12 protein-coding genes are annotated in these 13,876 nt (G+C 62.3%); 2 read left to right on the top strand and 10 right to left on the bottom strand.

Annotated features, from left to right (window positions below):
• Positions 1–24: 24 nt before the first annotated feature.
• Complete coding sequence (locus Cth01_RS17100) at positions 25–1,008, bottom strand: proteasome-type protease (RefSeq protein ID WP_034389473.1); 984 nt, start codon at positions 1,006–1,008, stop codon at positions 25–27.
• 273 nt (positions 1,009–1,281) lie between these two features.
• On the opposite strand from Cth01_RS17100, the gene Cth01_RS17095 reads away from it, so the two are divergent.
• On the top strand, positions 1,282–3,207 hold the full coding sequence (locus Cth01_RS17095; protein ID WP_045839893.1) for a methyl-accepting chemotaxis protein: 1,926 nt from the start codon (positions 1,282–1,284) through the stop codon (positions 3,205–3,207).
• A gap of 62 nt (positions 3,208–3,269) precedes the next feature.
• On the opposite strand, the gene mutS is transcribed toward Cth01_RS17095, so the two are convergent.
• Positions 3,270–5,861: a DNA mismatch repair protein MutS gene (gene mutS, locus Cth01_RS17090; RefSeq protein WP_174447103.1), complete on the bottom strand. Its 2,592-nt coding sequence runs from the start codon at positions 5,859–5,861 to the stop codon at positions 3,270–3,272.
• Positions 5,862–6,103: 242 nt separating this feature from the next.
• Here mutS and Cth01_RS17085 point away from each other — a divergent pair, with 242 nt between their 5' ends.
• Positions 6,104–7,390 carry a tyrosine-type recombinase/integrase gene (locus Cth01_RS17085; RefSeq protein ID WP_045839978.1) on the top strand — a complete coding sequence of 429 codons (1,287 nt, stop codon included), beginning with the start codon at positions 6,104–6,106 and terminating at the stop codon, positions 7,388–7,390.
• 191 nt (positions 7,391–7,581) lie between these two features.
• On the opposite strand, the gene Cth01_RS17080 is transcribed toward Cth01_RS17085, so the two are convergent.
• The 8 genes from Cth01_RS17080 to Cth01_RS17045 all read right to left on the bottom strand — a co-directional run bounded on the left by Cth01_RS17080 (position 7,582) and on the right by Cth01_RS17045 (position 13,791).
• The gene (locus Cth01_RS17080) at positions 7,582–8,181 is read right to left on the bottom strand and encodes a hypothetical protein (RefSeq protein WP_045839891.1); all 600 of its coding nucleotides are present in this window, start codon (positions 8,179–8,181) and stop codon (positions 7,582–7,584) included.
• A 202-nt stretch (positions 8,182–8,383) separates the two neighbouring features.
• Complete coding sequence (locus tag Cth01_RS17075; protein ID WP_045839890.1) at positions 8,384–8,686, bottom strand: helix-turn-helix transcriptional regulator; 303 nt, start codon at positions 8,684–8,686, stop codon at positions 8,384–8,386.
• A 2-nt stretch (positions 8,687–8,688) separates the two neighbouring features.
• A complete protein-coding gene (locus Cth01_RS17070; protein ID WP_045839977.1) occupies positions 8,689–9,213 on the bottom strand; it encodes a hypothetical protein in 525 nt (174 codons plus the stop codon).
• The gene (locus Cth01_RS24140) at positions 9,213–9,647 is read right to left on the bottom strand and encodes a hypothetical protein (protein WP_072248260.1); all 435 of its coding nucleotides are present in this window, start codon (positions 9,645–9,647) and stop codon (positions 9,213–9,215) included. Before Cth01_RS24140 ends, Cth01_RS17070 begins: the two co-directional genes overlap by 1 nt.
• Positions 9,644–12,007, bottom strand: a complete 2,364-nt coding sequence (locus Cth01_RS17060) for a ParB/RepB/Spo0J family partition protein (RefSeq protein WP_045839889.1) — start codon at positions 12,005–12,007, stop codon at positions 9,644–9,646. The genes Cth01_RS24140 and Cth01_RS17060 overlap by 4 nt, the downstream gene beginning before the upstream one ends.
• Before the next feature lie 199 nt (positions 12,008–12,206).
• Positions 12,207–12,854 carry a deoxynucleotide monophosphate kinase family protein gene (locus Cth01_RS17055; RefSeq protein WP_045839888.1) on the bottom strand — a complete coding sequence of 216 codons (648 nt, stop codon included), beginning with the start codon at positions 12,852–12,854 and terminating at the stop codon, positions 12,207–12,209.
• Complete coding sequence (locus tag Cth01_RS17050) at positions 12,841–13,200, bottom strand: hypothetical protein (RefSeq protein ID WP_045839887.1); 360 nt, start codon at positions 13,198–13,200, stop codon at positions 12,841–12,843. The genes Cth01_RS17055 and Cth01_RS17050 overlap by 14 nt, the downstream gene beginning before the upstream one ends.
• Before the next feature lie 276 nt (positions 13,201–13,476).
• Positions 13,477–13,791 carry a hypothetical protein gene (locus Cth01_RS17045; RefSeq protein ID WP_139032084.1) on the bottom strand — a complete coding sequence of 105 codons (315 nt, stop codon included), beginning with the start codon at positions 13,789–13,791 and terminating at the stop codon, positions 13,477–13,479.
• Positions 13,792–13,876: the final 85 nt, after the last annotated feature.

Below are 13,876 nucleotides of genomic sequence, written 5' to 3'. Positions count from 1 at the left end.
GGGGCGTTGGATGCGTCGATCAGTTTAGCGCCTGGACAGCGCCGCCTGTCTTTGCATGCGCGCCTGCTCCTCTGCCGTCTGCAAGCGCTGGTATTCATCGGCCATGCTCAGGCCAGCCTGAGCCGGCACCACGGGCTGGCGCAGCGCGGCGGGCGGAATATTGCCTGCACCCAGTCCATGGGCCGAGCGTGATGCAGCAGGTGCTCCCACTTTGACCAGAGGATGGGCGCGCGGGCTGTGGATGCGAATCGGCGTGTCGGTCTGGCCGCCGTCCCAGGCCGGATCGTCGATGCTGTCGAAGACATGGCGCAGGCGCTCGCCCCAGCTGTCGTGCAGCATGCGCAGATAGGGGTTGTCGGCGTCCAGGCAGACAATGCGGTCCGTGGCGAAGCGGTTGTTCTCGTAGACGATCAGATCCAGCGGCAGGCCCACCGAGAGGTTGGACTTGAGCGTGCTGTCCATGGATACCAGCGCGCACTTGGCGGCTTCGTCCAGCGGGGTCTCGGAGGTGATGACGCGGTCCAGCACGGGCTTGCCGTACTTGGATTCGCCGATCTGGAAGTAGGGCGTCTCGCCCGTGGCCTCGATGAAGTTGCCCGCCGAATAGACCTGGAACAGGCGCATGCGCTCGCCCTGGATCTGGCCGCCAAAAATCATGGAGACATTGAAGTCCACCCCGGCGCGCTGCAGCGCCGTGGCTTCGCGCTCATGCACATGGCGCACGGCCGCGCCCAGCACGCGCGCGGCATCGAACATGCTGCGCACATTCCAGATGGTCAGCATCTCGTCCGTGGTCGTGTCGTGCAGCTGAAAGCTCTCCAGCAGCTCGCGCACCGACTGGGTGATGGACAGATTGCCGGCCGATTGCAGCACCATGAAGCGCTCGCCCGGTTGCTCATACAGCATGACTTTGCGGAAGGTGCTGATCTGGTCGAGTCCGGCATTGGTGCGGGAGTCGGACAGAAACACCAGGCCGGCGTTGAGCTTGAGGGCGACGCAGTATGTCATGGGTGATAGAGACAATAATGAAAAACGTATGAACACCAGATGCAGCAAGCGTCGAGTGCTTCTGAATATATAGCTGTAAACGCAGGCTGCAACGCGATTTTAGAAGGGTTTTAATAGTGCCGTTGGCGGCCCTGTAACTGTTGCCAATGCCCTGCCCAGGCACGGCTGCGGGGCCGGGCTGAGGAAGTCCCTGAGATGCACGCCCGGGATGCGTGAGAAGATGCCGCCCCTTGATAGAACACTTGCTTACAGCTGGTTAGAAGAGGGAATCCCATGCACGCATTTCGCAACCTGTCGATACGGACCAAGCTCATGTCCAGCATGGTGAGCTGCCTGCTGCTGTTCGTGGCAATTTCCACGACGCTGGGCTTTGTGCTGACGGGCGCCAGCCTGCGCGAGCGTGTGGTGGGGCAGGAGCTTCCGGCCGTGGTGGGGGAGATCCGCAACGACATACTGCGCCAGATCGGCACGCCGCTGGCCATGGCCAGGTCGGTGGCAGGCAACAGCTTTGTGCTGGACTGGGAAGCCGCGGGCGAGCCCGAGGACGGTAATGCGGCCTGGGCAAGGTATGCCCAGGCCGTCAAGCAGCAGGCCGGGGCCTCATCGGTGTTCTGGGTGTCGGGAACCACGGGCCAGTATTTCGGTGAGCAGGGGCCGATGCGCAAGCTGGCGCCCAAGGGCCAGGGTGACCAATGGTTCTATGAGCTGCTGGCCGGGGACAAGTCGCAGGTGCTGGAAATCGACAAGGACGTCAGCTCCAACGCCTATATGCTGTTCATCAATGTCCGCTTCGATGCGGGCCAGGGCAGGCAGGGCATTGCGGGCTTGGGCCTGTCGGTGGATGAGCTGGCCCAGGCCGTGCGTGCCTACCAGGTGGGCGAGTCCGGTTCGGTCTCCCTGGTGCGCGGCAACGGCAGCATTCTCGTGCACCGCGACCCGGCGCTGGTGGATGGCAAGCACTGGCTCAAGGACAGGCCCGGTTTCAGCGCCGGGCTCAGCGCCGCGCTGCTGAACCGCGAGCGTTTTGCCCATGCCATGTACGAGGCGCCCTCGGGCCGGCAGCTGATTGCTTCCTCCTATGTCCCCGAGCTGGACCTGTACGTGGTTGCCGAGCTGCCCGAGGCCCAGGTGCTCGGCGGCGTGCGGCGAACCATTGCGCTGACCTCTGCCGTGGCCGGCCTGGTGGGCGGCGGCATAGGTCTGCTGGTGATCTGGCTGGTGAGCCGGGCGATTGCGGCGCCCGTGGGGCGCGCGGCGCGCATGCTGGAGGAGATTGCCGACGGCCATGGCGATCTGAGCCGTCGCATGCCGGTGGAGAGCAATGACGAGGTGGGGGCGCTGGCCTCGGCCTTCAACCGCTTTGTCTCGTCGCTGGAGCGCATGGTTGGGGCTGTGCGCCAGGCCGCCGATTCGATTTCCGTGGCCAGCTCCGAGGTGGCCCAGGGCAACCAGGACCTGAGTCAGCGCACCGAGCAGGCGGCCAGTGCCTTGCAGCAGACGGCGGCATCGCTGTCGGTGCTGACGGACAGCGTGCAGGCCAATACCGAGGCCACGCGCAGTGCGGGCGAGCTGGCGCAGTCGGCGCGCGGCGTGGCCGAGCGCGGCGGAACGGCTTTCCAGCAAGTGGTGGTGACCATGGAGGGCATCAACCACTCGTCGCGCAAGATTGCCGACATCATCGGCGTGATCGACTCCATCGCCTTCCAGACCAATATCCTGGCGCTGAACGCAGCCGTGGAGGCCGCGCGTGCCGGCGAGCAGGGCCGTGGCTTTTCCGTGGTGGCGGCCGAGGTGCGCAGCCTGGCCCAGCGCTCGGCGGAAGCTGCAAGGGAAGTGCGCCAGCTCATCACCGACTCCGTGACCCAGGTGGGCAGCGGATCGCAGCAGGTGGTGCATGCGGGCGCCACCATGCAGGAGTTGCTGGACGCCGTGGCCAGGGTGACGCGGATCATCGAGGAGATCAGCGATGCTTCGCAGACCCAGGGGCGCGGCATTGCCGAGATCAACCAGTCCGTGGCCGGGCTGGACGATGCCACGCAGCAGAACTCAGCCCTGGTCGAGCAGTCGGCCGCTGCAGCGACCAGCCTGCGCGAGCAGGCCGCACGCCTGATGGGCGAGGTGTCTGCCTTCAAGCTGGGCGAAGTACCGCAGCGCAGCCCGTCCGAGCAGGAGCGGCAGCCGCAACTGCTGGAGGCCTGAACGCAAGCCGGGCCTGAAGAGATCAGGCCCGGGCTTGAGTCCGCAAGGCTTGGAACGTGTTCCTAGGCGGCGCTGGTGCTCAGTTTCTTGAGCTGGTAGAGCACTTCCAGCGCTTCGCGCGGGCTCAGCGCATCGGGGTTGACGTCGGCCATGGCCTGGTCCAGCGGGCTGGGCGCGGCGCTAGCGTCCACCAGCTCCGGCGCATCGAACAGATTGACCTGCAGCTCGTTCTCGCCGGCCTGGGATTCGAGTGCCTCCAGCGCATGGCGCGCATGGTTGAGAACGCCAGCGGGCATGCCGGCCAGCTTGGCGACCTGGATACCGTAGCTGCGACTGGCGGGGCCGGCCTGAATCTCATGCAGAAACACGATGTCGCTGCCCGACTCCGCTGCGCTGACATGCACGTTGACGGCGGCCTTGGCCTTGGCGGGCAGCTCGGTCAGCTCGAAGTAGTGCGTGGCAAACAGCGTGAACGCCTTGGTCTTGTCATGCAGCTGGCTGGCAATGCCGCTGGCCAGGGCCAGTCCGTCGAAGGTGCTGGTGCCGCGACCGATCTCGTCCATCAGCACCAGGGAGTGGGGCGTGGCCGAATGCAGAATCTGCGCGGCCTCGGTCATCTCCATCATGAAGGTGGACTGGGCGTTGGCCAGGTCGTCGGCGGCGCCGATACGCGTGTGGATGGCATCGATGGGCCCCAGGCGGCAGGCGCTGGCGGGCACATAGCTGCCCATGCTGGCCAGCAGCACGATCAAGGCCACCTGGCGCATATAGGTCGATTTGCCGCCCATGTTCGGGCCGGTGATGATCTGCATGCGCGTGTTGAGATTCATGCGCGTGTGGTTGGCGATGAAGCTGCCGCTGGAGGTCTCTGCCATGCGTGCTTCCACCACGGGGTGGCGGCCAGCCTCAATCTCTATGCAGGGCTGGCTGACGAACTGCGGCTCGGCCCAGTTCAGCGTCAGCGAGCGCTCGGCCAGCGTGCACAGAACGTCCAGTGCGGCAATCGCCTGGGCCACGCGCGTGAGCTGGGGCACATGGGGCTGAAGCTGGTCGAGCAGTTGCTCGAACAGGAACTTCTCGCGCTGCAGCGCTCGCTCCTGGGCCGACAAGGCCTTGTCCTCGAAAGCCTTGAGTTCGGGCGTGATGTAACGCTCGGCGTTCTTGAGCGTCTGGCGGCGGCGAAAACGCTCGGGTACCGCATCCTTGTAGCTGTTGGTGACCTCGATATAGAAGCCATGCACCTTGTTGAACTGCACGCGCAGGTTGGGAATGCCGGTGAGCAGCTTTTCCTTGGCTTCCAGCTCCAGCAGAAACTCGTCGCAGTTGTTCTGGATGGCGCGCAGCTCGTCGAGTTCGGCGTCAAAGCCTGTGGCGATCACGCCGCCGTCACGCACCAGCGCTGCAGGCTCTTCATGAATAGCGCGCGCCAGCAGCTCGGCACAGCCTTCGGGCGGAATCAGGTCGCTGAAGATCTGCGTCAGATAGTCCGACGGAGCCTGTCCGGACTGTGCCAGCAGCTTCGCTTTTTCCAGTGTTTTGGACAGACCTACCAGCTCGCGCGGGCGCACCTGGCGCAGGGCGATGCGGGCGGTAATGCGCTCCACATCGCTCACGCCCTTGAGCTCGGTGCGCAGGGCTTGCCAGGGAGCCATGCCCGCGCCCGTGCCGCGCAGCACGCCAATCGCTTCCAGGCGTTGCATGGCGGCCTTGCGATTGCGTTCGGGCTCCAGCAGCCAGGTCTTGAGCAGGCGGCTGCCCATGCCGGTCATGCAGCTGTCCAGCAGCGAAAACAGCGTGGGCGTATCTTCGCCGCGCAGCGTCTTGACCAGCTCCAGATTGCGGCGTGTGGCCAGCGGCAGGGCAATCAGCTCGTCGTCACGCTGCACCTGGATGGCGTGGATATGGGTGAGATTGCGGCCCTGGGTATGTTCGGCATAGGACAGCAGGGCGGCACCGGCACCATGGGCCAGCGGCAGACCCTCGGCCTCCCAGGCCTTGAGGCTGGCCGCGCCCAGCAGCTCCAGCAGCTTGCGCTCGCCGAGGCCCGAGTCAAACTGCCAGTCAGGGCGGGGTGACAGAGGGCAGCTGATGGCGCCGCTGTGCTTGACGGCGAACAGGGCTTGCTCGAAGCGCTCGGTGACTCCGGCGCTGTAGATCACTTCGCTGGGCGCGATGCGCGACAGCCAGGCGCCCAGTTCATCGGCCGCGCATTCGGCCATGTGAATGCGGCCCTGGGTCATGGCCATCCAGGCCAGTCCCACGCGCTGGCGGCCGGCGGTGTGCAGGGCCAGCAGAATGGCTTCGCTCTTGTCGGAGAGCAGCTCGCTGTCCGTCAGTGTGCCGGGCGTGACCACGCGCACGACCTTGCGCTCCACCGGACCCTTGCCCACGCCGATTTCGCCGACCTGCTCGCAGATCGCCACCGACTCGCCCATCTTGATCAGGCGGCCCAGATAGTTTTCCAGGGCGTGGAAAGGTACGCCGGCCATGGGAATGGGCTGGCCTGCGGTCTGGCCGCGCGTGGTCAGCGTGATGTCCAGCAGGCGCGTGACTTTTTCGGCATCGCCAAAGAACAGCTCGTAAAAGTCACCCATGCGGTAGAAAACCAGCGTGTCGGGGTGGTCGGCTTTGAGCTTGAAGTACTGCTGCATCATAGGTGTATGTGCAGAGATATCGCCGCCGCTAAGTGCTTGATTTATCCAGGATTCACTCATAACAATTATTTAAATCAATCACTTAGTATGGTTTGCTGTTTTTATTTACAGTGTATCTGTGTCATGCCAAAACCCATCTAAACTTCGTGCTTTGGCGTAGGTTTTTGGCGTTGATCTTTATGAATCTACGCCGAGCTGGTTGGGGTCCTCTCGGGAAACCTACGCCGATCAGGAACTGCGGCATGGGGTTCGATGCGAAGAAGGCCAAGGCTCTGGCGGCTGGGGAGCACATTATTGTCGATGATGCTCCTGGCCTGCGACTTGTGGCTACTGCCACGCGCAAGACTTGGACATACAGATACAAAAGCCCCATTGATGGGCGCATGCGCCAGGTGGCCATGGGGCAGTGGCCTGCCATGACCTACGCTGCGGCGCTGGGTGTTTGGGATGAATTGCGCACCAGGCGTGATACCGGCGAAGACTTGGCCAAGGAAAAGAAGCGTGCCGGCGCGGTGGCCAAGGCCAAGGCGCATCTCAAAGAGGCGCAGGGTATCTATACCGTCGAGCGCCTGATCGAGGACTATCTGCAGGGTCATGTGGAGCGGCACCGAAAGCTCAAAGGGCAGAAGGAGACGAGGCGCCTGATGTTGGGCTACAGCGATTTTCTGCTGCCCATGAAGCCAGAGGATGTGAAGCGCACGCACGCGTTTGCACTGCTGGAGAAGGTTGGTGCGAGCACGCCTGTCCTGGCCAGCAATTTGCGCACGGAGCTGGGGGCGGCCTGGGACTATGCGCTCGATGCTGGCCGGATCTCTGAAGAGACCCCTAACTGGTGGCGACTGATCCTCAAGGGAAAGCTGCGCAGCCGAGGAAAGATCGTCGATGGCGAGCACCAGGGGGTAAACCTCCGTGCACTACAAGGCCCTGAGGTTGTGGCGCTGATTCGGTTTTTGCCCAACTTGTCCAGCCTGCTGGATGATCTTTTTACTTTGTACCTGTGGACGGGCTGCCGTGGTTCTGAGCTGGTGCAGATAATGGGCCAGGAGGTCACTCAAGAGTCGGATGGCTGGTGGTGGACCATCCCGCGTGGCAAGCTGAAGATGGCTCGCAATGACTTGGCAACTGACTTACGGGTGCCGTTGGTGGGGCGTGCCCTGGTGCTAGTGCGCCGGCGTATTGCGGCATATGGAGCTGGTCATCTCTTCCCCTCGCAACCTGGTTCGGCTCTGCCTCATGTCGAGCAGAAGGTGCTAGGTGTTGCCGCGTGGTGCAGCCGGCCAGGAACCAGCGGCCGATTGGGTGCCAATGGGAAGATGAAACTGGATATTGAGCCGTGGGCGCCGCATGACCTGCGCCGCACTGTTCGCACGACGCTGGCGATGCTTGGCTGCCCTGATGGCGTGGCCGAAGCAGTACTGGGGCACTTGCCCAGCGGTATCGTCGGCGTTTACAACCGACACAGCTATGACAGAGAGCGGCGGGAGTGGCTAACCAAACTGTCGGCATACTGGGAGGAGCTTGTCCTGTAGGAGGATGTACGACCGGTTGGCTGTATCGATGAGATCTAATTCGTCATATCAGTCTCGGCGGATGCCCACTGAAACTTCGCTGAGAATTAAGCTGGCTTCGACTGCAATATTCTCTGTCGGTATCTCCGGATATCGTGGACTATGAAGTGCAGCAGATTGGCATTGACTTGATTGAATTCGTGGCAGTATGTCTAGATGATCTTGTCCATGAGTGCTTGGTAGTCATTTGCTGCAATTACTCCAGCATCCAGGCCAATTTGATACTTTGGATTAAAGCTAAATCGAGAAGTCTTGAATTCAAACCCGATTTCAGTCAGTGCCTTGGAAAGCATGTTGAACTCTTGGTTATCAGCTAAGTTCTCGTGGATACCTATGTGCGGCGCGCATACATCACGGGCACTAGTTGATGGACAAAAATGATGGACTGTCCAGCCCACGGATTTAAGAACCGATTCAATTTCGCTAGAGAGTTGCTGGCTCTCTTTTGAGTTATGGCGAAACGCAATAACGTTCATAGGCCGGGCGCCAGTAAGCGATTTGGCTAATTGCTCACGCTGCTCTTTGGTGAGGTGACGCTGATGAAGTGGTTGGATGTCCGTGGTTCTTTGCTTCAGATCCTTCACTTCGCCCTTGAACTTTGACTCTTGTGCTGCAGCAACGGCGTCTTTACGCTGAGATACTACGAAGGAGGCGGCGCCAACTAGTCCAGTAATGATGCCGAACACCACGAGAGCCAGCTGCAAGTGCTGGTTAATTTTCCCTAGTTGCTCTGCAGAGTTCCAGAACTCCATATTGTCTCCTGAATTCAAACTAAATCTAGAAGTGATGCAATGTGCATTCCCATTTCGGTTAGTACTGTAACTGACTGAGTGTGAAGTTCGAAACTTGAATTCGTGGCTTCCTCGCTTGGAGGATCTGGAGTTTTAGTTTTCACCATCTTTGGTGGGGTCGAACATCAATGATCAATTGGGTGTTACTGGTAGGTAATTTCCGCTAGATGTGTTCATTTGCTTCCTGCAGGATTGAATTCGCAAGAGCCTGAGCCTTGGTGCTTCGGGGCTTCTTCGCTCCAGTGTTATCCGGCGGCAGCAGGTCCGACAAAGGTAGGCCAGCCAGCCATGCGTCGAGTTCTGAGCGCAGCCATGCAACGCGGCGGCGACCGGGGAAGCGGCGGGCTTTCGGCGCAGTCCCGTCTTGGACCATTTGTTCAAACATGGTGATGCCCACGGAGCAATAGGCCGCAGCCATCTCTTTGTCCAGTGCGGCGGGAGTGCAGTTGAATGCGATGGTGGCCATGATCAGGCTCGCTTTCTTTGTTCTTGTTTGTATGTTGTCAGGGTGGCCATGTTGTTGTCGGCCTGGTAGACATCGCCGCCGGCGGACTTGGTGCGGGCCACCAGGCGCTGTGCAGCCAGGTGCACTTCGCGTGCGGTGAGCTGCTGCAGCTGGTACTCGTGCAGATCCAGCATCGCGCCCAGTGCATCCAGCTCGTGGAAGTGCATATCGCTGGGCGCCCAGTTCTCGGCATAGCCGCTGCGCTCCTGGTAGGAGGCGCAGGCCTGCAGTGCGGCCGTGATGTGCTCCTGCAGGCCGCGCACGACGCCCATCTGCTCAATCTCTTGTGCAATCAGCATATTGGAATGTAGAACCACGTATTCGTTGTGCGTGGCCACGCCTTCACGCATGTGCGCAAAGGCTGTGCGCAGTGAGCCCATGGTCTCGGCGACCTCGGCAGGCGTGAGCTTGCTGTTGTGCTGGTTGAAGACCATCAGCGGGTTTCTGCCGCGCTTGGGCTGCGGTGTGTGGAAGCGTCGCCGTGCCATCATTCCCCCTTTGATGTCGCCATAGAGGCGCGGGCCGATGCTTCGGCACCTTGAACCCAGTTGACGCCGAGAGCTTTCTGAATCGCATCAAGTGCCTTACTTGCTGCAGCTCCACCGTGCTGGCGGGTGTCCAGGGCAAAGTAGTAGTCACGGACTGCTTGAGTCACAGCTTCCCGCGCTTCTGCCTGCGCCTGGGGTGCAGGTTCATACTCCGGCCAACCCATGATCTTGTGCTTGATGAAATTGCCGACGCGTGCAGCCACGCCGCAGTGCGCCTTGTCGCGGCCATAGGTGGTGACGTGCTCGCCGCGTGGCTCGGGCTCGTCGCCGACACGGCGCGCGATGATGACCACTTGGTCGTAGCCATAGCGATCGGCGATGTCCTTGGCGGCAGACACCGGGATTTCCAACATGGGGCGGGTGGCTTTGTTCATTGGATCACCTCAACTTCTGAGATATGGAAAGCCACGCGAATGGGCTTGCAGCGCGGGGCGCGCACGATGGAGACGTCTACGGACTCGGGGCCAATCTGGGCCACGACCGTGCCCTCGTAGCCAATCCAGGGCTTTTGCTGCTTGCCGGTAGCGTTCTCCCGGATCTGCACGCGCTCGGCCACCAGCTCCTCGGCCGTCCATTGCTTCGCTGCAGCCCCTGTCTTCGCGCCTGCATTGCCTTGGCCATCTTCAGCGGCCGCAGCCTGCGCAACAGCAGGCTGCTGGGCGTCATCGTCCGGGTAGGGAAAGTCGTCCTCGATCTCGGAGGCGGGCGGCAGACCATGAGCCGCTTTGGCGGCTACAGGGGCTGCTTTGTCGCCTTGCGCTTTAGCGCCTGATATGGGTGCCTGGGCGACAGCCACAGGCGCCCCATCGTTGCCCTGCGCGGCTGCGGCCGCGCCTGATCCTTCCAACTCCTGCAACGCCTCAGCAATCTGGGCAGACGCATGCGCAGCGCTGGTTTTCGGCTTTTCGCTGGCCTGCGCAGCGGGCTTCTTGCCTTTTTGGGCCTTGCCTTGCCCGCCATCACCGCCAGCGCGCGCAGCGGGGTGTTGGGGTAGATCGGTCTTCGGGGCGGCAGTTTGAGGGGGGACAGCGGCCTTTCGGGCGGCTTCGGCCGCGCGCATGTTCGCTTTGGCCTTGGCTTTTGCAGCCTCTACGTCCACGCCGCAGGCCTCGGCCATAGCCAATAGCTCGGGGTTGGTGTGGGGCTTGTGGCTATTCGATTCCCAGTCGTAGCGGTCCCAGTAGCCACGGTCGTGCAGGGCGATGATGCAGCCCGTCAGCAGCTCGGGGCTTGTCCAGTCGTTGGCGGCTTGCTTGATCGCTTCCTTTGGCACGACCTTGCCCAGATCCAAGAGCTTGCACAGCAGCTTGGAATCGTCGCCGTTGAGCTGGCCTGCCAGGCGCTGGGCTGCCAAGCGATTGCCGGCCTTGACCATGGGCGAGGCGTAGCGCTCGACCGTCTGCTCTTCTTGCTGCAGTCGCTTGATGACTGCCTGCAGCACGTCCATGCGCCAGGCGCGCTCGTAGTCGTTTTTGGCCTGGGTCTTGGCTTCCTTTTCCTCACGCTCGGCGCGCTGCAGCGCTTCTGTGGCCAGCTTCTCCTCGGCCTCGGCGTGGCCGGCCATCTGCAGCAGCTGCTGGGCCTGCTCGGGGGTCACGCAAGGTATGAGTTCCTTGGGGTTGTTGGGGTTGGTGATCATGGTGGGCTTGATGCCCGACTGCTCCATGACCTTGGCGCCGATGGCCTTGCGCAGCGTCTTGCCCTCGATGGGGCAGTCGTGCCGGCTATCCAGGCGCTTGTAGCCAGGCACCCCGGTGAAGTCGCTGTAGTAGTTGCCGATCAGCTGCTTGGCTTCCCTCTCGCCCAGCACTTCACAGCCTCGCTCCTGGGCCTGCTTGCGCAGTTGCTCGGCGTGGGCCTGCTCCTTGTTGCGGTAGCAAGGTGGGTTTGTGCACACGTCTGCACTCTTGCTGTCTTCGTCCTGGTCGGCGCCAGTGCGGTGCGGGCAAGTGGTGCATGCGCCGGCAGAAGGGCAAAGGTCTGCGTCCTTGCGGCTGAATGGGGCCTTGTGCAAGTCCAGCATGTAGTTGCTCTTGACGTGGGTCTGCACGTCACGTGCACTGCGCTTTTCATTGCGGTAGTCAGTCTCCAGGGACCACTTCAGTGCCTCGCGCTGCAGGTCGAAGGTGGCGATGCGGGCAATGGGGAGGGCGCAGCTGTAGTCCAACTCCCCCTGGCGCATGGCCTCGCGGCCCTCGGGGCATAGGTCAAGGATCTTCAGGCGGGCATAGATATAGCCGCGGCTCTTCTTGATCTTTTCTGCGACCTCATCGGCATTCATGCCGCTTTCTTTCATCAGAGCCTGGTAGCCCTCGGCCTCCTCAAGCGCTGTCACATCCTCGCGCTGCAGGTTCTCGATGATTTGCGCTTCCAGGGCCTGGGCGTCCGTCATTTCGCGGATCATCGCCGGGATGTACTCCAGGCCGGCCATCTGTGTTCCGCGCCAGCGTCGCTCGCCGCACACCAGCTCATACTGGGCGGGCTCACGCCCCTCCAGCTTGGCCTGGGCAATCTCTTCTTGAATGCGTGATTCAGGCAAGGGGCGCACAAGAATGGGCTGGTGCACCCCGGTTGCCTTGATGCTCTCGGCCAGTTCGGTGAGTTTGAAGGGGCAGAAGAACTTGCGGGGGTTGGTCTTGCTGGTGATGATGCTCAGCACCCGCAGGTGCTGCATGGCCTCGCCGCCGCCGGGTGTGGGCATGGCCAAGGTGACTGTGTCCTGAGTGTCGGTCATGCTGCTTGTCCTTTGCATGCCACGTAAAGGCCGGGAGGGTTTGCATAGACAGCGGGGTCTGCTGTCCAGGCATGTTGTTTGCGGAATTCTTGGCCGCGATATGCAAGCCCTAAGCCGCAATGCGTGCATTTGCGGGACTTGTGGGTGTACGGCTTGCCCTCGCTAGTGCGCAGATGCAGCGTTACGGTCTGGCCTTGTGTCATGCAGCCTCCTGGGCTTTGCCAAGCTTGGCCAGCAACGCATAGGCCTGCTTGTGCAGGTGGGTGATGCTGTGGCTGTTGACCAGTTGGTAGTCGGGGGCAAACTCGGCGCCGGTGGTTTCGCTGCTGTGCGAGCCTGGTTGGGGGGCAAAGCCGGGGCGGGTGATCTGCCACAGGCTGGCGCCCAGTTCGCGTAGGAGTTCGGCCTCGTTGGCATTGCGTACATCAGTCACCACAAAGCGGTTCTGGCCGTCTCGGTGCGCCCTGACGAATCGCGTCGTGAAGGCATCGAGCCAGTAATGCGGATTGTTGGCGCGGCGGTATTCGGTGCCCCACCATTGCATGATCTGGCGCGGGCTGCGGGGCGCGCTCAGGTCCAGTTTGTCGAGGTGGACCCAGATCCGATTCACAAACTCGTTGTCCATGCAGCGGCGCAGGGCCAGTGCTGACATGGGGTGCTCTTTGGTCTCGCGCTGGATGAGCAGCTGGATCGACACGTCAAAGGCACGGCCGATTTCATCGCGCAGCGCATCGGCAAAGGCCAGCTTCGTGTAGCCGTGATGTTCAGCCAGGTAGTCGGCCACAGTGTCCTTGCCCGCGCCGGCGGGGCCAGTCAGGGCGACGATGATGGGGTCAAGCATGGGCATGTGCTGCCTCCTTGGGTGGGGTTGCGTTGGCCTGCGGGGCGCGGCCGTGGACTTGGATACGGCTGGACATGCCAAGCGTGGTGCGCAGCTGGGCGATGGGTGCCCAGACCGTGACGCGCATGCCTTTTTTCATGCTCTTGGCGGCGCGGTCTGCATCGCCACGCATTGCGGCGGGGTAGACCTGCTCGGCCCGCACAGGGGCGGTGCAGCTGCCGTCTGTTTCCATGACCAGGCAGAGCACGGGCATGGCGGTGTTGTCGTCGCCCATGGGGAGGGTTCGGACTTCGGCGTCCTGCAGCAGCACGCCGCTCATTTGGATCTGGGTGTCGGTCAATGCGTTGGGCATCACAGCACTCCAGCGTCAATCGCCACGCGCAGCGCAGCCAGGGCCAATGCCACAGCACAGAGTGCGGCGCAACGGATATATGCCCGCCGAACACGTTTGCGCATGGGGGGTGTCGGAGCCCCGTCCAGTTGAACGATGGGCGCGCTCATGCTGCAGCCCTCCGTGCGCTGATGGGGTGGGCGTTGCCGAAGCGGGCCATAGCGCGAGCGATGGCGTCGCAGCTGCCGGTCGCAAGAGTGGTGCGGCGTTTCCCGCCACAGGTGACGATGTAGCGGGTCAGCATGTGGAGACTTCCACCAGTTCGCCGTGATCGTCTTCGACCAGGCGGATTTCGCGCCTGAATTCGGTGCCCGCCGCGTCGTAGCGGTACTCAATGCCGATCCATGCGCCTGCGCGCTCGGGCGTCCACTTCGTCTCCCAATTGGTCAGGTGTCGGCGAACCACAAGGGAGCCTTTGCCACCCTCGGCAATCAGAACGAGTGCATCGCTGAACGGGCTGTGACTGCAGTCGGTTAATCCGGTCAGTCCGGGCAATACGACTGGGCTATTGGTTGCTGTGCACACGTGTGCACAGGCTTGTGTGGTGCTCATCCTCTGCTCCTTGGGCAAGAAAAAGCCCGCCTGGTCGGGGCGGGCTGGTCCTGCTGAGCACATGCGGCACCACTCGGGGTGGCTG

Origin of the sequence: Comamonas thiooxydans (genome assembly GCF_000964545.1) — a bacterium.
GTDB lineage: Bacteria > Pseudomonadota > Gammaproteobacteria > Burkholderiales > Burkholderiaceae_C > Comamonas > Comamonas thiooxydans.
Note: the sequence above shows the minus strand (reverse complement) of the source record. Positions and strands in the feature narration are given on the sequence as shown.

Coding starts and splice junctions, on each gene's coding strand:
- Cth01_RS17060 (WP_045839889.1), bottom strand. CDS start 12,007: ATGACCGACACTCAGGACACAGTCACCTTGGCCATGCCCACACCCGGC.
- Cth01_RS17100 (WP_034389473.1), bottom strand. CDS start 1,008: ATGACATACTGCGTCGCCCTCAAGCTCAACGCCGGCCTGGTGTTTCTG.
- Cth01_RS17080 (WP_045839891.1), bottom strand. CDS start 8,181: ATGGAGTTCTGGAACTCTGCAGAGCAACTAGGGAAAATTAACCAGCAC.
- Cth01_RS24140 (WP_072248260.1), bottom strand. CDS start 9,647: ATGAACAAAGCCACCCGCCCCATGTTGGAAATCCCGGTGTCTGCCGCC.
- Cth01_RS17070 (WP_045839977.1), bottom strand. CDS start 9,213: ATGGCACGGCGACGCTTCCACACACCGCAGCCCAAGCGCGGCAGAAAC.
- Cth01_RS17075 (WP_045839890.1), bottom strand. CDS start 8,686: ATGGCCACCATCGCATTCAACTGCACTCCCGCCGCACTGGACAAAGAG.
- Cth01_RS17050 (WP_045839887.1), bottom strand. CDS start 13,200: ATGCCCAACGCATTGACCGACACCCAGATCCAAATGAGCGGCGTGCTG.
- Cth01_RS17055 (WP_045839888.1), bottom strand. CDS start 12,854: ATGCCCATGCTTGACCCCATCATCGTCGCCCTGACTGGCCCCGCCGGC.
- Cth01_RS17085 (WP_045839978.1), top strand. CDS start 6,104: ATGGGGTTCGATGCGAAGAAGGCCAAGGCTCTGGCGGCTGGGGAGCAC.
- Cth01_RS17095 (WP_045839893.1), top strand. CDS start 1,282: ATGCACGCATTTCGCAACCTGTCGATACGGACCAAGCTCATGTCCAGC.
- Cth01_RS17045 (WP_139032084.1), bottom strand. CDS start 13,791: ATGAGCACCACACAAGCCTGTGCACACGTGTGCACAGCAACCAATAGC.
- mutS (WP_174447103.1), bottom strand. CDS start 5,861: ATGATGCAGCAGTACTTCAAGCTCAAAGCCGACCACCCCGACACGCTG.